At 73.3% G+C, this 18,539-nt stretch carries 16 protein-coding genes, 1 tRNA gene and 2 riboswitches; of the genes, 9 read left to right on the forward strand and 8 right to left on the reverse strand.

Translation table 11 applies throughout. The features are described from left to right. Window positions 1-84: 84 nt before the first annotated feature. The 3 genes from EV684_RS17410 to EV684_RS17420 form a co-directional block, all read right to left on the reverse strand. Window positions 85-450: a hypothetical protein gene (locus tag EV684_RS17410; protein ID WP_132648563.1), complete on the reverse strand. Its 366-nt coding sequence runs from the start codon at window positions 448-450 to the stop codon at window positions 85-87. 55 nt (window positions 451-505) lie between these two features. Next, window positions 506-1,249 carry a RodZ family helix-turn-helix domain-containing protein gene (locus EV684_RS17415; protein WP_132648564.1) on the reverse strand — a complete coding sequence of 248 codons (744 nt, stop codon included), beginning with the start codon at window positions 1,247-1,249 and terminating at the stop codon, window positions 506-508. Between the two features lie 101 nt (window positions 1,250-1,350). After that, complete coding sequence (locus EV684_RS17420) at window positions 1,351-2,001, reverse strand: helix-turn-helix domain-containing protein (protein ID WP_132648565.1); 651 nt, start codon at window positions 1,999-2,001, stop codon at window positions 1,351-1,353. Between the two features lie 224 nt (window positions 2,002-2,225). On the opposite strand from EV684_RS17420, the gene EV684_RS17425 reads away from it, so the two are divergent. Further along, window positions 2,226-2,301: transfer RNA gene (locus EV684_RS17425), tRNA-Gly, on the forward strand. Between the two features lie 58 nt (window positions 2,302-2,359). On the opposite strand, the gene EV684_RS17430 is transcribed toward EV684_RS17425, so the two are convergent. The 5 genes from EV684_RS17430 to EV684_RS17450 are packed head-to-tail and all read right to left on the reverse strand — an operon-like array spanning window position 2,360 to window position 7,957. Then, window positions 2,360-3,097, reverse strand: coding sequence for an ABC transporter ATP-binding protein (locus EV684_RS17430; RefSeq protein ID WP_132648566.1), 738 nt, complete (start codon window positions 3,095-3,097; stop codon window positions 2,360-2,362). Window positions 3,098-3,099: 2 nt separating this feature from the next. Continuing rightward, entirely contained in the window at window positions 3,100-4,083 is a 984-nt protein-coding gene (locus EV684_RS17435; protein ID WP_132648567.1) for a FecCD family ABC transporter permease, read from the reverse strand. Then, the gene (locus EV684_RS17440) at window positions 4,080-5,012 is read right to left on the reverse strand and encodes an ABC transporter substrate-binding protein (protein WP_132648568.1); all 933 of its coding nucleotides are present in this window, start codon (window positions 5,010-5,012) and stop codon (window positions 4,080-4,082) included. Before EV684_RS17440 ends, EV684_RS17435 begins: the two co-directional genes overlap by 4 nt. Further along, the gene (locus EV684_RS17445) at window positions 5,009-7,135 is read right to left on the reverse strand and encodes a TonB-dependent receptor (protein WP_132648569.1); all 2,127 of its coding nucleotides are present in this window, start codon (window positions 7,133-7,135) and stop codon (window positions 5,009-5,011) included. Before EV684_RS17445 ends, EV684_RS17440 begins: the two co-directional genes overlap by 4 nt. A gap of 39 nt (window positions 7,136-7,174) precedes the next feature. Further along, the gene (locus EV684_RS17450; protein ID WP_132648570.1) at window positions 7,175-7,957 is read right to left on the reverse strand and encodes a class I SAM-dependent methyltransferase; all 783 of its coding nucleotides are present in this window, start codon (window positions 7,955-7,957) and stop codon (window positions 7,175-7,177) included. A gap of 68 nt (window positions 7,958-8,025) precedes the next feature. After that, window positions 8,026-8,250, reverse strand: a riboswitch (cobalamin riboswitch). 35 nt (window positions 8,251-8,285) lie between these two features. Beyond that, a riboswitch (cobalamin riboswitch) is annotated at window positions 8,286-8,545 on the forward strand. A gap of 169 nt (window positions 8,546-8,714) precedes the next feature. On the opposite strand from EV684_RS17450, the gene EV684_RS17455 reads away from it, so the two are divergent. The 8 genes from EV684_RS17455 to EV684_RS24605 all read left to right on the forward strand — a co-directional run bounded on the left by EV684_RS17455 (window position 8,715) and on the right by EV684_RS24605 (window position 18,477). Continuing rightward, window positions 8,715-9,365: an energy-coupling factor ABC transporter permease gene (locus tag EV684_RS17455; RefSeq protein WP_132648571.1), complete on the forward strand. Its 651-nt coding sequence runs from the start codon at window positions 8,715-8,717 to the stop codon at window positions 9,363-9,365. A gap of 11 nt (window positions 9,366-9,376) precedes the next feature. Next, a complete protein-coding gene (gene cobO / locus EV684_RS17460) occupies window positions 9,377-9,946 on the forward strand; it encodes a cob(I)yrinic acid a,c-diamide adenosyltransferase (RefSeq protein ID WP_014430638.1) in 570 nt (189 codons plus the stop codon). 4 nt (window positions 9,947-9,950) lie between these two features. Then, the gene (gene cobW, locus EV684_RS17465) at window positions 9,951-10,997 is read left to right on the forward strand and encodes a cobalamin biosynthesis protein CobW (protein ID WP_132648572.1); all 1,047 of its coding nucleotides are present in this window, start codon (window positions 9,951-9,953) and stop codon (window positions 10,995-10,997) included. A 6-nt stretch (window positions 10,998-11,003) separates the two neighbouring features. Continuing rightward, window positions 11,004-14,783: a cobaltochelatase subunit CobN gene (gene cobN, locus EV684_RS17470; RefSeq protein WP_132648573.1), complete on the forward strand. Its 3,780-nt coding sequence runs from the start codon at window positions 11,004-11,006 to the stop codon at window positions 14,781-14,783. A 4-nt stretch (window positions 14,784-14,787) separates the two neighbouring features. Continuing rightward, window positions 14,788-15,795, forward strand: a complete 1,008-nt coding sequence (locus EV684_RS17475) for an ATP-binding protein (RefSeq protein WP_132648574.1) — start codon at window positions 14,788-14,790, stop codon at window positions 15,793-15,795. A gap of 203 nt (window positions 15,796-15,998) precedes the next feature. After that, window positions 15,999-16,454 (forward strand): vWA domain-containing protein, encoded by a 456-nt coding sequence (locus EV684_RS17480; protein ID WP_243651203.1) that lies wholly within the window; start codon window positions 15,999-16,001, stop codon window positions 16,452-16,454. Continuing rightward, on the forward strand, window positions 16,451-16,843 hold the full coding sequence (locus EV684_RS17485; protein ID WP_132648576.1) for a DUF1636 family protein: 393 nt from the start codon (window positions 16,451-16,453) through the stop codon (window positions 16,841-16,843). Before EV684_RS17480 ends, EV684_RS17485 begins: the two co-directional genes overlap by 4 nt. Window positions 16,844-16,926: 83 nt before the next feature. Beyond that, complete coding sequence (locus EV684_RS24605) at window positions 16,927-18,477, forward strand: methyl-accepting chemotaxis protein (protein WP_132648577.1); 1,551 nt, start codon at window positions 16,927-16,929, stop codon at window positions 18,475-18,477. The last annotated feature ends 62 nt before the right edge of the window (window positions 18,478-18,539 follow it).

Here is an 18,539-nt window from a genome sequence, read left to right on the forward strand (position 1 = left end):
CGTCGAAGACCTGGGCGGGCTCGACAGCGCGGCAGGCTCCCGCATCGAGCACCTTGAGCGCTCGGATGTACTCGCCCCGCATGGTCAGCCCCCGATGAGCGTCAGTTGGGCTTCGCGCGGGTAGTACGGCCGCAGCTCGACGCGCGCGCCGGTCGCGTCGATGACGTCCTGCCCGAACGTCTCGGCTTCGTCCTCGGGGAGGCGGCGCGCCTCGTGGGGGTCGGGCGTCGTCGTGAGGCGACCCGTCGTCAGGTCGGCGTGCCGCAGGTAGGCGCGGCACTCGCGCAGCCACAAGACGCAGAGCATCGGCGCCAGCTTGTGGGTGGCCTTGCTCGGGGCGTACTCCTGCTGAACGCTGCCGACCAGCGGCCGGCCACGGCCGGCGGTGCGACGGGTGAACGGGGCGGGGAAGACGGGCGCGCGGCGCCCGCCGTGAGCTTCGGTGTGCATGCTGATCTCCGGTGAGGTGCAGGCTGTAGCGGTGGGCCTGCAGGGGTGCGGTCGGTCAGCCGAACAAGGCGCTGAGCAGCGTGTCGGCGGGCTTGGCGGCCTGCTTGCGGCGCAGGGCCTCGCGGTCGCCGTTGGCGGCCTTGTGCGCGTCAGCCTGGCGGCGATGCAGCAGGTCGGCGTGGGTGCTCGGCACCTTCTTGCCGTCCAGCGCTTCAGCGCTGGGGGCGCCGCCGATGTCCCGGCCGAACAGGCGCGCGTAGAGACGGCCGTTCTCGGCCATCAGCTTCAGTACCTCGGCGTGCGTGGCTTGGGACCGCTCGCTGAGGCCCCCGATCAACCACTCTTCCTTCACGGGCTGCTTCAGCAGCTCATCGATGCGGTCTTCGTTCGCCTCGATCACGTCCAGGGCGTGGCCGATGGCGTCGCCCTTCAGGGCGATGCGCATGTGGTGAACCTCGGTTGGCTGCGCCCGGGCAGAGCGCGCGCCGGTCGGGGTGCTGCCCTCGTCGTCGGGCTCGGCGTCGGCGACGACGCCGGCCGGGAACACCTTGCCTTGCGCCTTGGCCTTGGCGCCCGGCTCGGGGGTGTCGTCGAAGCGGTGGCCGCGGCCCTCGTAGAACGCGCGGAGGTCGACGAGGAAGGGCTCGTCGGGGATGTAGTTGCCCGCCTCGAAGCGCTTGATCTTGTGGAGGGGGAGGCCGGATTGGTCCGCCGCGGTCGCTTGGGTCATGCCGAGCTGGCGGCGCGCGTTGCTGGCTGCCTTCGGCTGGAGTGCCAGGTAGGGAAGTTCGTAGCTCATATCGTTCGCCATGTTCCGTGGAGTTGTGGAAACGGTGCGTTGCACCGCTGGGCGAACTATAGAGCCGTGGCACCGTGCATTGCAACGGTGCAACGAAAAATTTACTTCCGGTTCAGCTTCTCGCGTTGTTCCAGGCGCTCGCGCAGTCGATCTGCCATCTCAAGCAGCGCCGCATTGGCGCGACCCTGGGTCGCCACGTCGAACTCTTTGTTCCAGCCTCGGTGGAGGTCTAGAGCCAGCTTCATGATCGCGTCGAAGTGGTTGTGATGCAGCGTCGCGAAGACGTGCGCCATCCAAGCGAACCCCTCCGGGTCGCTGCGCCTGCGCGTTCCTAGCCGCTCTTCATCCCGAAGCGCGTCGAACGGGTGATCGTCGCCGTAGATCAGGAAGCTCGGCGTCAGCCGTAGGGCTTCGCACAGCAGTCGGATTTCCCTAGGTGACGGTCGGTTCGTCCCCGCCTCATACAGCGAGATCACGGCCCGGGAGACACCCTTTTCGTCGGGGTCGAGGCTCCGCGTCAGCTCGGCCAGTTCCCCTTGAGTCATTCGCCTCGCTTCGCGCGCCTCTCTGACCCGTGCCCCAAGCTCATCTTCGGGGCGCCCAGGAAAGCGGCCGGGCTGTACTGGCGTCGCTGCCGCTTCCTCGGACGCCACGCGATCCAGGTGCTCGGCTTCCGCCGCGAGTTCGTTCAGTCTCGCTTCACGTTCAGCGGCCGAGGTGTCGCCCGCGGCCTTCTTCTTTCGAGGCGCCATGTCACGTTTGGATGGTTGGTCTCCGAGGATACACGCCGCCTCTTGGCATCAACGTGCTCTACAAAGGTCGCCAGCCCCGGCGGTGAGCCCAGGCGACGTGTAGGAGCTCGGTTCAGATTTTTGTAGACGTCGCGTCTTCTAAGCTGTTATGATCACGGGCTCGGTTTGGGGGATTGAAAATCCGCGTGTCGGTGGTTCGATTCCGCCCCAGGCCACCAAGAGATGCGGGATTAGCTCAGTTGGTAGAGCGATACCTTGCCAAGGTATAGGTCGAGAGTTCGAGCCTCTTATCCCGCTCCAAGATTTGAGGGCCCGGTTTCAGCAGAAGCCGGGCCCTTTGTCTTTTCCGCGGCCCGCTTCAGCTCTCGGCGGTGAAGAAGCTCAGCCGGCCCAGCTCGCAGCGCGCCACGGCGCTGTCGTAGGCCTGACTCAGCGAGGCGCTGCACAGCACCTCGTCCGGGTGCCCGGCGGCGAGCACACGGCCCTCGGCCAGCAGCGTGACGTGGTCGCAGTAACGCGCCGCCAGGTGCAGGTCGTGCAGCACCACCAGCACCGCGGCGTCGGCGGCGCAGGCGCGCAGCAGGCGCATCAGCTGGTGCTGGTGCGGCAGGTCCAGGTGCGCCGCCGGTTCGTCGGCCAGCAGCAGCGGCGGGCGGTGCGCGATGGCGCGCGCCAGCGCCGCGCGCGCCGCTTCGCCGCCGGACAGCGTGTGCAGCCGGCGCTGGCGCAGCGGCCCGAGTTCGCAGGCCTCGATCAGCGCCGCGCTCGGCGGTGCCAGCGCCAGCTGCAGCAGCTCGTCGACCGTCAGGTCCCAGTGGCTGTGCGTCTGCTGCGGCAGGTAGCCGATGGCCTGCGCCAGTGCGCGCGGCTTCCAGCCGGCCAGCGGACGGCCGAGCAGGCGCACCTCGCCGGCGTGTGCCGGGCGCAGCCCGATCAAGGCCTGCAGCAGCGTGCTCTTGCCGGCGCCGTTGGCGCCGACCAGTGCGAACAGGCCGCGTGCCGGCCACGCCGCGGTGATGCCGTGCAGCAGCGTGCGAGCGCCGGCACGCACCTGCAGCCCCTGCACTGCCAGGGCCGGCGATGTCGTCGTGTCCATCGTCACTCGCGTCGCCTCAGCAGCAGGCCCAGGAAGAACGGCCCGCCGACCAGCGCCGTCAGCAGCCCGGCCGGGATCTCGCTGGGCGCCAGTGCCGCGCGTGCGATCAGGTCCACCAGCACCATCGCCGTGCCGCCGGCCAGCACGCAGGCCGGCACCAGCCGGCCGTGCAGCGGCCCCAGCCACCAGCGCAGCAGATGCGGCACCACGAGGCCGACGAAGCCGATCAGCCCGCCCCAGCAGACCGCCAGCGCGGTGGCCAGCGCCGCCAGCAGCACCGCCTGCGCGACCAGCCGTGGCACGCGCACGCCCATGCCGTGCGCCGCCTGTTCGCCCAGGCCCAGCGCGTCCAGCCCGAAAGCCAGCCGCCGGGCGCCGGCGGCCAGCAGCACGAGCAGCGGCACGAAGGCCGCGCACTGCGCCGCGGTCGGCGTCTGCACCCCGCCCAGCTGCCAGGAGATCAGTGCGCGCAGGTTGGTCGACTCGTCGCCGAAGAGCATCAGCAGCAGCCCGCGCAGCGCCGACAGGATGGCTGCCAGCGCGACGCCGGCCAGCAGCAGCCGCGCCGGCTGCCAGCCGCCGCCGGCACGGCCGACGGCCAGCACCAGCCAGCTCGCGCCCCAGGCGCCGGCAAACGCCAGCAGCGGCAGCGACCAGCCCGGCGGCAGCCATTGCGGCAGCAGCAGCGCGATGGCTGCACCCACCGCGGCACCCGAGGCGCTGCCCAGCAGATAGGGTTCGGCCAGCGGGTTGCGGAACACGCCCTGGAACAGCAGCCCGGCCAGCGCCAGGCAGGCGCCCACGAAAAACGCCGCCGCGACACGCGGCGCGCGCCAGACCCAGACCAGGTCGTGCATCAGCCCGTCGCCGCCCAGCCACTGCGCCGGCGCCACCCAGGCCGCGCCGCCGCTCAGGGCCAGCAGCAGCGCCACCAGCAGCGCGGCCGCCAGCAGCGGCGTCGCATGCCGCGCCCGCCGCGCCTTCATGCCGCCGCTCCGAAAGCCTGCGGATGCAGCGCGCGCGCGTAAGCCAGCACGGCCTCGGTCTGGCGCGGCCCGGGGATCAGAAAGTGGCTGCGCGGCAGCACGACGACCCGTCCCTCACGCACCGCGCGCAGCCGCGACCAGCCCGGCCGGGCCGCGATCTCCTCGGCTGGCTTGGGCACCGCCTGCAGCGACACGATGACTTCCGGGTCGCGCAGCAGCACCGCCTCGGCGCTGACCTGCTGCGCGCCGGCCAGGTCGCTGAAGACGTTGCGCCCGCCGGCGCAGGCCAGCGCGTCGTCGGCGTAATGGCCGCGGCCGACGGTCTGGTAGGCGCCGCGTGCCGCGGCCGCGGTCTCCAGATACACCGTCGGCTGCGGCCGGCCCTGCCAGGCCTGGCGGATGGCCGCCAGCGAGCCGTCGAAACGCGCCAGCAGCGCCGCCGCGGCGGCTTCGCTGCCGGTGGCGCGGCCCACCAGGTCGATGTTGCGCCGCACCGCCGCCAGGTCCGGGTGCGCCAGCACCAGCACCGCGACGCCGGCGCGTTCGAAAGGCTCGACCAGGCCCAGCGCGCTGCCGTGTGACGGCGTCAGCACGATCAGGTCGGGCTTCAGCGCCGCCAGCGCCTCGGGCGAATAACCGAGCGCGCCGCCGACCGACGGTTTGGCCAGCGCCGCCTCGGGATATCGCACACGCCCGCCGATCGCCGCGACGCGCGCCTCCAGCCCGAGCGCGAAGACGATCTCGATGTTGCTCGGGAAGATCGCGACGATGCGCTGCGGCGGCGCCGCCAGCCGCAGCGTGCGCCCCTGCGCGTCGACGACGCAGCGTGGCCAGGGGCCGGCGGCCGCCTGTGCCTCGCGCCCGACGCCGCACAGCGCCGCGCCGGCCAGCAGCGCACGCCGCGCCGGCGACCGCGGCGCGGTGTTCACCACTGCGCCTTCAGCCGCAGGAACAGGCTGCGCGGCGTGCCGAAGCAGCCCGCCTCCTGCGACGAGAAGTCGTCGGCGATGTACTCGACGTCGGCCAGGTTGTCGACGCCGGCCTGCACCGACAGCCGCGGCGTGGCCTGCCAGGTGACGGCCGTCGCCAGCAGCGTGTACGAGGGCAGGATCTGCGAGTCCTCGACGTTGTCGCGCAGCGGGCGCCGGCCGACGTAGTTGGCGCTGCCCGTCCACTGCCAGTCGCCCTGCGACCAGGCGAGGCCGGCGCCGGCGATGTGGCGCGCCGACATGCGCATGCGGTTGCCGGCGTAGTTCGGGCCCGGGTTGCCCGAGGCGTCGAAAGTCGGGAAGTCGCGCAGCCGCGCGTCCTGCCAGGTGTAGTGGGCGTAACCCGACCAGGCGGCCGACAGCCGCCCGCGCAGCAGCGTTTCCAGCCCGCGCACGCGCGAGCTGGCGTTGGTGAAGATGAAAGTGTCGGGCCCGGTGCGAAACGATCGCTGGCCGTCGGTCTTGTCGGCCTGGAACAGCGCGACCTGGTAGCTCCAGCGATCGTCCAGCGAGCGGCCCTTGGCGCCGATCTCGAGGCTGCGTGTGACCTCCGGGCGCAGCAGCGCCGGCACGACGACGCCCGAGCGCGTGTTCAGCGCCACGGCTTGCGGCCTGAAGCCTTCGGCCCAGTTGGCGAACAGCGCGTTCTCGCTGGCGGCCGAGGCTGCGTAGCGCCAGTCGGCGCCCAGCCGCGGGCTGGTGCGGCTGGCTTCCTGGTGCGCCTGCACGGCGGTGCCGCTGCGCCACAGCGTCTGCTCGAAGCGGTCGTGGCGCAGCCCGGCGCTCAGGCTCAGCGTGCCGATGTCGATGCGGTCCTGCAGGTACAGGCTGCGCACGCGCTGGTCGAAACGCGAGTCGGTCACCGCGCCGCGGATGCCCTTGGGGTCGTTGCCGACGTTGCTGACCGGCGTGTCGTAGTCGGGGCCGAGGTAGGTGGGCGCGCCGCTGAACGACGGCGAGGCCTGGTCCTGCCAGCCGGACTCGAGGTTCAGCCCGAGCTGCAGCGCGTGTTGCGTTGCCCCGATCTCGCCCTTGGCGTTCAGCGTGAACTCGTGGAACAGCCCGCGGTCTTTCGTGTCGGTCTCCGACCAGCCCTTGGTGACGGCGGCCGGCGGCGGCACGATGGTGATGCCGCCCTGGAACAGGCGGTCGTAGCGCGCCATGCTGCTCAGGTGCTCGAAGCTCAGCGCCGGCGTCAGGCGCACGCGGTTGCGCCAGGCCAGGCTGAGGTACTCGCCGTCGACGTGGGCGCCGGGGATGCCGTAGTTGTCCTCGGGATCGATGCCGAACATCGGGTGGCCGTCCTGCAGCGGCACGATCGAGCCGCGTTTGGCGTTCACCTGGCTGGAGAACAGCTGCACGCTGCTGGCCCAGTCGCGTGTCATCGCCAGCTCGCCGCCGACGCTGGCCGTGGCCTGGTCACGCGCCGTGCCGTCCTGGAAGCCGTCGACGCGGCTGTAGGCCGCGCCCACCGACAGATGGCCGCGTTCGCCGTCCCAGCGCTGGCGCAGGCCGAGGTCGCGGCGGCCGAAGCTGCCCAGCGTCGCGCGCGCGCTGCCGCCTTCGGCCTCGGGCTCGATGAACATCTGCACGACGCCGCCGATCGCGTTGCGGCCGTACAGCGCCGAAGCCGGGCCCTTGATGAACTCGATGCGCTCCAGCAGGTCGGGCGCGACCAGCGTCAGGTCGGCGTTGCCCTGCAGCAGGCGCAGCGGCACGCCGTCGATCAGCACCAGCACGTCCTGGGTGTCGCGCAGGCCGCGGGTCTCGAATCGCGTGAAGTAGTTGCCCTGGGTGCCGTGCTGCAGCCCGGGCACGGCGCGCAGTGCGTCCTCGAGCGTGCGCGCGCCGACGGCGTCCATCTCGTCGCGGCCGACGGCGTAGGTGCTGAACGGCAGGTCCAGCGGGTCCTCGGCGAGGCGGGTCGCGGTGACGACGCGGCGTTCGGCGGTGATCTGCACCGTCTCGACGGCTTCGCTCTGGGCCTGGGTGGCGGCCGGCAGCAGCAGCGCCAGCATGGCGGGGCGCCAGTGGCGCGACGGTGATTTTTCCTGTGGTTTCATCTTCTTCGTCTCTTCTTCGGGAGGGAGGGAAAGCGGGGGTCAGTCGCGGCGCCAGAGCAGCACCGCGCTGCGTTTGGCGCAGCCCAGGCGCAGGCCGCGGCTGGCGGGCCGCGCCGAGGCGGCGACCTGGGCCAGCACCTGCGGCCGGCGTTCGTCGCCGGGCGGCAGACGCAGGCGCTCGATGACGTGCGCCTGGGCCGCGGCCAGCGACTCGAAGTGCACCTCGTAGCGCCAGTCGGCGAAGTGCAGCGCCTGCGGTGCACGCCCGGGGCCCAGCGCGGCGAGCACACGTTCGACGACCGGGCGCGTGTCGGCGCCATGCAGCTCGGGCGTCAGCACGCCGGCCAGGCAGAACGTCGCCGGCCCGGCCTGTGCCGGCACGACCCAGGCCATGCAGCGGCGCCAGCGTGTGGCCATCGCGTCGTGGAAGGCGGCAGGTTCACGCTGCGCCGGCGGCAGGTGCGCGGCCAGCAGCGTGTCGGCGGCCACGGCGGGGTCCAGCTGCGTCCAGTCGACCGGCGAGAGTTCGAGCCGGATGCCGCGTGCGGCCAGCGCCGGACGCAGCTCCTGCAGCCGGCGCTGCATCTCGGGCTGCGGTTCCACCGCGTGCCAGTGCGCCCCCGGCGCCAGCATGCGGCGGCTGAGCACGCCGTTGCCGGCGCCGATGTCGAGCAGATCGGGCAGCGAGCGCGGCAGCAGCGGCAGCACGGCGCGGGCATAGCCGCTGCGCACGATGCTGCGGGCGTAGAACGCGGCTTCGGCCTCGCCCCAGGCGCAGGGCGTGGCGGCGTCGGGCCGGAGTTCCGGCGCGTTGGAAGACATGGGAATACCGGCGGGCGCGCCCTGGCCGCTTCCCCGCAGCCTGGCGCCTTACGGCGTGCCGCTCGCGCGCGCACGCCACCTCGTTGGCCGGTATCCGGGCTGGCGGAGACGACCCGTGTGTCCTTCCCAGGAGAAGACTCCCAGTGGCTTCGACACGAGCTGGGGCCGGTGAGGCCCCGTCCGCTTACCGTTGCGGGGGCAGCTCAGGTTGGGGGCTTGAGGCCCCTCCCTGATTCCCGTTGAACTGCAGCCACCGGAGGGTGGGCGCGAGCACCAACGGCCGGAATCATAACCAGCGCCGCCGGCGGCCCCGTCGCGGGACCTGACCTGTATCATGCGTCGCGTTGGTGCTCGCCGAGGCTTTCCGCCGAGGCGGTTCAACGGGAATCAGGAAGGGCGAGGCCGTCACGGCGCGAGCCCCAACCTGAGCTGCCCCCGCAACGGTAAGCGGACGGAAAAGACGGCCTCGTGCCGGCCCTTCCGGCCCGTGACACGGCCACTGGGAAGGCGGCGCGCCAGCGTCGCCACCGGGAAGGCGTCACGGACAGGTCCGCCAGCCCGGATACCGGCCAACGAGGTGGCGTGCGCGCGCGAGCGGCGCGCCGTGTAGCGCCAGCCGCGGGGAAGCGGCCGGGCGCGTCGAACCGTCTTTCCTTTCCGAGCCGTCCCCTCCCGCGCGTGCCCTGCCGCCGCGCCCGAACCGCTTCGTGCGGCGGCGGGCGGCCGTCGTCGCGCCGTCTCGACCCAGGAGCACCCGATGCACATCGAACCCGGCGTCCTCGCCCAGACCAAGATCCTCGCCGCCAACGTCGCCGCCAGCGGCGTGCTGCTGGCGCACCTGCCCGCGCTCGCCAGGCGCCCGGCGCTGTGGCTGCGCACGCTGCTCGCGGCGGTGTTCTTCTCGCTGTTCATGCAGTCCTTCCACATGGCCGTCGGCCCGTCGGAGCTGCACTTCATCGGCGCGATGCCGATCTACCTGCTGCTGGGTTACCTGCCGACGCTGTTCGGCTTCGCGCTCGGCCTGCTGCTGCAAGGCCTGCTGTTCGAGCCGCAGGACCTGATGCACCTGGCGGTGAACACGCTGTCGCTGGTCGTGCCGCTGACGGCCGTGCACTTCGGCATCGGCCGCCGTCTGTCGGCCGCGCAGGTCAGCGAGGCGCGTGTCGCCACGGTGCTGCGCCTGGACGCCGCCTACTACGCCGGCGTCACGCTGATGGTCGGCTTCTGGCTGGCCATCGGCCAGGAAGCGACGCCGTTCGCCGACTGGGCGCGTTTCGCTTCGTCCTACCTCGTGCTGGTGGCGCTGGAGCCGGTGTTCACGCTGCTGATCGTGCGCACCGTGCGCCGCTGGCGCGAAGCCGGCTGGGCGCGCGCCTGCCTGGACGAGCGGCTCACCGCCGCCGCCTGACGGACGCCGCCATGCAGATCGAAACGCCCCCGTTCGATCGCGACAAACCTCGCCCTCAGGGCGAACGCCGGGGGCTGGTGATCGTGCACACCGGGCCGGGCAAGGGCAAGAGCACCGCCGCCTTCGGCCTGGCGCTGCGCGCCCACGGCCGCGGCAAGGCGGTGAAGATCTTCCAGTTCATGAAAGTGCCCTCGGCACGGTTCGGCGAGCACCGGCTGTTCGAGCAGCTGGGCATCCCGATCGAAGGCCTGGGCGACGGCTTCAGCTGGAAGAGCCGCGACCTCGGCCACTCCGCCGAGCTGGCGCTGGCCGGCTGGCACCGCGTGCGCGACACGGTGCTGTCGGGCGCGCACTTCCTCGTCGTGCTCGACGAGGTGATGGCGCCGCTGCGCTACGGCTGGATCCCGCTGGACGAGCTGCTCGCCTGCCTGCGCGCGCGCCCGCCGCAGGTCAACGTGCTGCTGACCGGGCGTGGCGCGCCGCCGGAGCTGATCGAGGCTGCCGACACGGTCACCGAGATGACGAAGCTGAAACACCACTACGACGCCGGCGTGCCTGCACAGCGCGGCATCGAGGACTGAACCCATGCACAAGATCCCCGCGACCATCGTCACCGGCTTCCTCGGCGCCGGCAAGACGACGCTGCTGCGCCACCTGCTGACGAACGCCGGCGGCCGCCGCATCGCCGTCATCGTCAACGAGTTCGGCGCCCTCGGCATCGACGGCGAGCTGCTGCGCGGCTGCGGCGTCGGCTGCGACGACGAGGGCCGCGACGACGGCAACCTCGTCGAACTCGCCAACGGCTGCCTGTGCTGCACCGTGCAGGAGGAGTTCGCGCCGGTGATGGAACGCCTGGCCGAACGCCGCGATCGCATCGACCACCTCGTCATCGAGACCTCGGGCCTGGCGCTGCCCAAGCCGCTGGTGCAGGCCTTCCAGTGGCCGACGCTGCGCCACGCCTTCACGGTGGACGCCGTCGTCACCGTCGTCGACGCGCCGGCGGTGGCCGAAGGCCGGTTCGCCGACGACCCGCAGGCCGTCGACCTGCAGCGCCGCGCCGACGACAACCTCGACCACGAGTCGCCGCTGGCCGAGCTTTTCGCCGACCAGCTCGCCACCGCCGACCTCGTCGTGCTGAACAAGACCGACGCGCTCGACGCCGCGGCGCTGGCCGCCGTCGAGGCCCAGGTGCGTGCCGGCGCGCCGGCGGCCGTCAAGCTGCTCGCCGCGCAGCACGGGCGCCTGGCGCCCGACGTGCTGCTGGGACTGGGCCGCGCCGTCGAGGACAGCATCGACGCCCGCCGCACCCACCACGACGAAGAAGAGGACCACGACCACGACGAGTTCGACTCGGTCGCGCTGACGGTCGAGGTGACGGACCGCGAGCGCCTGCTGCAGGCGCTGGCCGCGCTCGTCGCGCGCCACGAGATCTACCGCGCCAAGGGTTTCGTCGCGCTGCCGGGCGCGGCGATGCGCCTGGTCGTGCAAGGCGTCGGCGCCCGTCTGGACAGCCACTTCGACCGCGCCTGGCGCGCGGGCGAGGCACGTGTCTCGCGCCTGGTGCTGATCGGCGCCGAGCTCGACGCGGCCGTGCTGCAGCGCGAACTGCAGCAGGCGTTGTCCGCCGGCTGAGGCCGGATGCACCTGCTGTCCACACGCGCCGCCGGCCTCGTCGACGACGAGGGCCGCGGCGTCGTGCGCCTGGCGCAGACGCCGGGCGAGATCGTCGTGCTCAGCGCCGCCGACAGCACGCTGGCGCTGCTGGCCGACACCGCCGCGGCGCTGCCCGCCGACTTTCCGAGCGTCCGCCTGGCCAACCTGATGGCGCTGCGCCAGCCGGCGTCGGTGGACCTCTACGTCGACGAGGTGCTGCAGCACGCGCGTGCGGTCGTCGTCGACCACCTCGGCAACGCCGCCGACTGGGCCTATCTCGTCGAGCAGGCCGGGCGCACGGCGCGCCGGCGTGGCCAGTGGCTGGCGCTGTTCTCGGGCGACTTCGGCGAAGACCCGCAGCTGCTCGCACGTTCCACCGCCGCGGCCGACGACTGCCGCCTGCTCTGGCGCTGTCTGCGCGACGGCGGGCCGGCGCAGGCCGAGGCCTTCTTCGCGCTGATCGTGCACGCCGCCTTCGGCCGCGGCGAACGCCCGTCGCTGCCCGAGCCGCTGCCTTGTGCGCTGCCTTACGTGCCGCGCGACGCCGTCGCCTGGCCCGCGCGCCCGGCCGGCGCGCCGGTGGCGCTGCTGGTTTTCTACCGGGCGCATCTGCAGTCGGGCAACACGGCGGTCTTCGACGCCCAGCTCGCGGCGCTGGCCGCCGCCGGGCTGGAGCCGCTGGCGCTGGCGGTGGACACGCTGAAGAACCCGGAGAGCCTGGCGCTGCTGCGCGCGCTGGCGGCGCGCCACGCGGTCGACGTCGTGCTCAACGCGACGGCGTTTGCGCTCGGCGGCGCCGGCGCCGGTTTCGCGCCGCTGGCCGGCGATGCGCCGGTGCTGCAGCTGCTGCTGGCCGGCAGCACACGCGAACGCTGGGCCGAAGACCCGCACGGCCTGGCGCCACGCGACCTGGCGATGCAGGTCGTGCTGCCCGAGGTCGACGGCCGCATCGCGACGCGTGCGATCAGCTTCAAGGGTGTGGCCTGGCGCTGCGAGCGCACCGAGATCGACGTCGTGCGCTACCAGCCCGAGCCCGAGCGCATGCGCTTCGTCGCCGAGCTGGCGCGGCGCTGGTGCCGGCTGCGCCACGTGCCGCCGGCCGAACAGCGCCTGGCGCTGGTGCTGGCCAACTACCCGAACGACGACGCGCGCCTGGCCAACGGCGTCGGCCTGGACACGCCGGCTTCGACGCGGGCGATCCTGCAGGCGCTGCACGACGCGGGTTATGCCGTCGGCGCGCTGCCGCCCGACAGCGAGGCGCTGATGCACACGCTCGCCGCCGGCGTCACCAACGACACCGCGGCCAACGACGCGCGCCCGGCGCTGCAAAGCCTGGCGCTGGCCGACTACCGCGCCGAGTTCGAGCGTCTGCCGGCCGTCTGCCGCGACGCCGTGCACGCGCTCTGGGGCGCGCCCGAGGCCGACCCGATGCAACGCGCCGGGCGTTTCATGATCCCGGGGCTGCGCCTGGGGCGGGTCTTCGTCGGCGTGCAGCCGGCGCGTTCGCGCGGGCCGGACCTGCTGGCGCGTTACCACGACGCCGACCTGGTGCCGCCGCACGCCTATCTGGCGTTCTATTTCTGGCTGCGCCGCCGCTGGGCGGCCGACGCCGTCGTGCACGTCGGCAAACACGGCAACCTGGAGTGGCTGCCGGGCAAGAGCGTCGCGCTCGGCGAGGCCTGCTGGCCCGATCTGCTGCTCGGGCCGATGCCGCACCTGTACCCGTTCATCGTCAACGACCCCGGCGAAGGCTGCCAGGCCAAACGCCGCACGCAGGCGGTCATCGTCGACCACCTGATGCCGCCGCTGACACGTGCCGAGTCCTACGGTGCGCTGCTCGACATCGAACGCACGATGGACGAGTACTACGAGGCGCTGGCGCTGGACCCGCCGCGCGCGCGCCGGCTGCGCCAGGTGCTGCTCGGCCAGGTGCTGGACGCTGGGCTGCACCGCGAGCTCGGTTTCGACGCCCCGGCCGACGACACCCAGCGCGAGGCCCTGCTGCGCCGCCTCGACGCCTTTCTCTGCGAGCTGAAGGAAGCGCAGATCCGCGACGGCCTGCACGTCTTCGGCCGCTCGCCCGAGGGCCGGGCGCGGCGCGACACGCTGCGTGCGCTGGCGCGTTTCGAACGCGGTGCGGCGCCGGGCGACGCCAGCCTGCTGCGCGCGCTGGCCGCCGACCTGGCGCTGGATTTCGACCCGCTGGCGCCCGACTGGGCCCAGCCCTGGACCGGCGCGCGCCCGGCCTTGCTGCTGTCGCTGACCGACACGCCCTGGCGCCACGCCGGCCACACGCGTGAACGCCTGGAGCTGCTGGCCGAACGCCTGCTCGAAGCGCATGCGCTGCAGCCCGACGCGCCGGCCGCCGACGCCGCCGCCTGGCCGCAGACCGCGCCGGTGCTGGCCACGCTGCGCGACGTGCTGGCGCCGAGGCTGGACGCCTGCGGCGCCGAGGAGATGCGCCAGCTGCTGCGTGGCCTGGCCGGGCGTGTCGTGCCACCCGGCCCCAGCGGCGCGCCGTCGCGCGGCCGCGCCGACACCTTGCCGACCGGGCGCAACTTCTACGCCGTCGACACCCGCGCCGTGCCCACCGTCGCCGCCTGGACCACCGGGCGCGCCGCCGCCGAGCGCCTGGTCGAACGCCATCTGCAGGACCACGGCGCGCTGCCGGCCACGGTCGGCCTGTCGGTCTGGGGCACGAGCACGATGCGCTCGGGCGGCGAAGACCTGGCCCAGGCGCTGGCGCTGCTCGGCGCGCGGCCCCAGTGGGCCGCCGGCAGCGGCCGTGTGCTCGACGTCGAGCTGCTGCCGGTGGCCGTGCTCGGCCGCCCGCGCATCGACGTCACGCTGCGGGTCTCAGGTTTCTTCCGCGACGCCTTCCCGAACCTGATCGAACTCTTCGACGCCGCGGTGCGTGCCGTCGCCGCAGTGCCGGCCGAAGACGAGAGCGACGACGAGAACCCGGTGCGCGCGCGGGTGCAGCGCGAGGCGCTGGCCGCCGAGCAGGCCGGGCTGGACGCCGAGGCCGCGCAGCGCCAGGCGAGCTGGCGTGTCTTCGGCCCGCGCCCCGGCGGCTACGGCGCCGGGCTGCAGGAGCTGATCGCCGGCCGGCGCTGGCAGGGCCGTGGCGACCTCGCCGAGGCCTATCTGCGTGCCGGCGCCTACGCCTATGGCGGCGGCAGCGACGGCCAGGCGGCGCGTGCCGCGCTCGAGACCCGGCTGCAGGGCCTGGACCTGATCGCGCACAACCAGGACAACCACGAGCACGACCTGCTCGACTCCGACGACTACTACCAGTTCCAGGGCGGCATGGCCGCCGCCGTCGAGGCGCTGCGCGGCAGCGCGCCGGCGCTCTACCACGGCGACCTGAGCGTGCCCGGCGCGCCGCGAGTGCGCCCGCTGCGCGAGGAGATCGCCCGCGTGCTGCGCGCCCGCGCGGTGAACCCGAAGTGGCTCGAAGGCATACGCCGCCACGGCTACAAGGGCGCGTTCGAGATCGCCGCGACGGTGGACTTCCTGTTCGCCTTCTCGGCCACCACCGGGCTGGTCGAGGACCACCAGTACGCGCTGGTCGCCGACGCCTATCTGCACGACGAGACGACACGCGAGTTCCTGCTGCGCCACAACCCCGGGGCGCTGCGCGCCGTCGGCGAGCGCCTGCTGGAGGCGATGCAGCGCGGCCTGTGGCGCGAGCCCGGGGCCGAGCGCGAACGCATCACCGCGCACCTGCTGGCGCTGGAGCAGCGCCTGGAAGACGAAGCCTGAACGCATGAACCCCGAGACCGAACTCCCCGCCTACCCGTTCAGCGCCCTCGTCGGCCAGCCGCGGCTGCAGCAGGCGCTGCTGCTGGCCGCCGTCGACGAGAGCCTGGGCGGCGTGCTGATCAGCGGCCCGCGCGGCACCGCCAAGTCGACCGCGGCGCGCGCGCTGGCGGCGCTGCTGCCCGGCGCGCCCTTCGTCACGCTGCCGCTGGCGGCCAGCCTGGAGCAGCTGGTCGGCACGCTGGACGTCGAGGACGTGCTGCGCGACGGCCGGCTGCGTTTCAAGCCCGGCCTGCTGGCGCGCGCCCACGGCGGCGTGCTCTACGTCGACGAGGTCAACCTGCTGCCCGACGCGCTGGTCGACGCGCTGCTCGACGCCGCCGCCAGCGGCGTGCACACCGTCGAGCGCGACGGCATCTCCGAGCGCCACGCCTCGCGTTTCGTGCTCGTCGGCACGATGAACCCCGAGGAAGGCGAGCTGCGGCCGCAGCTGCTGGACCGTTTCGGGCTGTCGGTCGTGATCGCCAACCCGGCCGACACCGCGGCGCGCCAGGCCATCCTGCGCGCCCGCCTGGCTTTCGACCGCGACCCGCAGCGTGTGCTGGCCGAACACGCCGCGCACGACGCCGCGCTGGCGCAGGCCGTCGCCACGGCGCGGGCGCGGCTGGACACGGTCGATGTCGGCGACGCGGCGCTGGCGCGTGCCGCCGACCTGGCGCACGCCGCCGGCGTCGACGGCCTGCGTGCCGACCTCGTGATGCTGCGCGCCGCACGCGCGCTGGCGGCGCTGGACGGCCGCGACGCCGTGCGTGTCCAGGACGTCGACGCCGTCGCCGACGACGCGCTGCTGCACCGCCGCCGCCACCCGGCACCACCGCCGGCCGTGCGCCCCGAAGCGCCACCGCCACCGCCCGCGTCCGGCAGCGGCGGAGACGGCGACTGGGGCGCGCTGCCGCCGCAGCCGGCGGGTTTCGAGACCGCCTCGCTGCCCGGCACCTGGCGCCCAAAAGCCTAGGCCGCCGCGGCCCGGGCCGGCACGCCGGCCTGCCGCGGTGGCCGCTTCCTGCACCGGGCGGCACGCTGGCCGGCGCCGCGGCGCCCGGCGCCGGCGGCGCACCCGACTGGCTGCGAACGCTGCTCGCCAAAGGCCCGCGGCCGCTGGCGCCCGAACACCTGCGCCGGCGTGCCGCCGCCACGCCGCCGCCGCGCTGCCACCTGGTGCTGCTCGACACCTCGGGCTCGATGCGCCGCGGCGGCCGGCTGGCACGCGCCAAAGGTGTTGCCGCCTGGCTGGTGGCGCAGGCCGCGCGCCACGGCGATCACCTGGGTCTGCTGGCTTTCGGCGGCGCCGGGCTGCAGTGGCTGATCGCGCCCGGCCCGGCGCGGCGCGCCGCCGCCGTGCGCCTGCCGCCGCTGGGCGGTGGCGGCGGCACGCCGCTGGCGCAGGCGCTGGCCGCCGCCGAGCCGGTGCTGCAGCGCCACCCCGGCGCCTGGCTCTGGCTGCTCAGCGACGGCCGTTGCCCCGGCGAGCCGCCAGCGCCACGCGCCGCGGCCCAGGTCGTGATCGTCGACCACGACGACGGCCCGGTGACGATCGGCCGCTGCGCCGCGTGGGCCGAGCGCTGGGGCGCGCGCTGCGTGCCAGCCCAAGGCTTCAACGGAGAACGACGATGAACCCGATCACCGAACTGCTGGTCTGCCACACCTGCCGCCCGCCGGGCGCGCCGCGCGACGGCGTCACCGCCGGCCAGCAGCTCCTGGACGCCGTGCAGGCGCTGGCCGCCGACACGCCGGGCGCGCCGACGGTGCGCGCCGTCGCCTGCCTGTCGGCCTGCGGCCGCGGCTGCAGCGCCGCGCTGCAGGCGCCGGGCAAGTACAGCTACGTCTTCGGCGACCTGCAGGCCGATGCCGCCAGCGCCGCCGATCTGCTGGCCGCCGCGGCGCGCCACCAGGCGCTGCCGGACGGCCAGATCCCCTGGCGCGAGCGGCCCGAGGCCTTGCGCCGCGGCACGCTGGCGCGGCTGCCGCCGCCGGCGTGCGCTATTGCCGCACCGGAGATCTGAGCGCTCTCAATATTTCTGTTGTCGTGCCGACATCCGACAGACGTGCCGCCCGGCCTGGGCGCGCCGTTGCCGGAGTCCGCCTGATGCTTTCGTCTTTCCGCTCGAAGATCGTCGGTTTGATCGTGCTCGCCGTGGCCGGGATGTGCCTGCTGTCGGCACTGTCCTTCTGGCAGCTGCGCAACCAGCTCATCGAAGGGCGCCGCGGCGAACTGGTGTCGGCGGTGCAGTCGGCGTTCACGATCGTCGACGCCTACCGCGCCAAGGCCGAAGCCGGCAAGATGAGCGTCGACCAGGCCAAGGCGGCCGCCGTCGACGCGCTGCGCGACTCGCGTTTCGGCCCCGAAGGCAAGGACTACTTCTACATCTGGACGCTGGACTCGGTGAACGTGCTGGTGCCCAGCAAACCCGAGTGGGCCGGCCAGCGCCTGGTCGGCAAGGTGCTCGACGCCAACGGCGTCGACGTCATCGCCGCGATGATCACCAGCCTGAAGGCCAGCCCCGACGGCAGGACCTTCGTCGAGGTCATGTTCCCCAAGCCCGGCGAGACCGTGCCGCAGGCCAAGCTGCAGTACGTGCAGCGTGTCCAGGGCTGGGACTGGATGGTCGGCTCGGGGCTGTACATGGACGGCATCGCGGCGCAGGTGCGCACCGCGGCGCTGAAGGCGCTGGCGCTCGCCGGCTCGCTGATCCTGCTGCTCGGTGCCGCGGGCTTCTGGATCGCGCGTGTCGTGCTGCGCCAGATCGGCGGCGAGCCCGAACAGGCGATGGCGGCGATGAAGTCCGTCGCCGCCGGTGACCTGACCGTGACGGTGCCGGTGTCGCATCCCGACAGCCTGATGGCCGAACTCGACGCCACCGTGAAGTCGCTGCGCTCGACGATCGCCAGCGTGCGCGGTTCGATCGACAGCATCTCGACCGCCTCCTCGCAGATCGCCGTCGGCAGCGCCGACCTGTCGGCGCGCACCGAGCAGACCGCGTCCAACCTGCAGCAGACGGCCTCGGCGATGGAAGAGCTGACGGGCACGGTGCAGAGCACCGCCCAGTCGGCGGGCCAGGCGCACGACCTCGCCGAGCAGGCGGCCGCGTCGGCGGTCAGCGGCAGCCAGGCGGTCGGCAAGGTGGTGCAGACGATGGGCGCGATCAACGACAGCTCGCGCCGCATCGCCGACATCATCGGCACGATCGACGGCATCGCGTTCCAGACCAACATCCTGGCGCTCAACGCGGCGGTCGAGGCGGCCCGCGCCGGCGAGCAGGGCCGCGGTTTTGCCGTCGTCGCCGGCGAGGTGCGCACGCTGGCCCAGCGCAGCGCCCAGGCGGCCAAGGAGATCAAGTCGCTGATCCAGGAGTCGGTCGAGCGGGTCGACGCCGGCAGCTCGCTGGTGAGCACGGCCGGCAACGCGATGGCGGCGCTGGAGCAGAGCGTGGCGCGTGTGTCGACGACGATCTCCGAGATCACCGGCGCGGCGCACGAGCAGTCCACCGGCATCGGCGAGGTCAACAAGGCGGTGGCCGAACTCGACCGCGCGACGCAGCAGAACGCCGCGCTCGTGGAGGAGTCGGGCGCCGCGGCCGAGAGCCTGAAGGAGCAGGCGCGCCGCCTGCGTGATGCGGTCGAGGTGTTCCGCATCTGAGGCCCCGGCCAGGCCGCATGGCCATCCGACGGCGGATCTGAAAGAATCGCCGCAAAACAAGA

It is taken from the genome of Rubrivivax gelatinosus (genome assembly GCF_004340905.1).
GTDB classification, from domain to species: domain Bacteria; phylum Pseudomonadota; class Gammaproteobacteria; order Burkholderiales; family Burkholderiaceae_C; genus Rubrivivax; species Rubrivivax gelatinosus.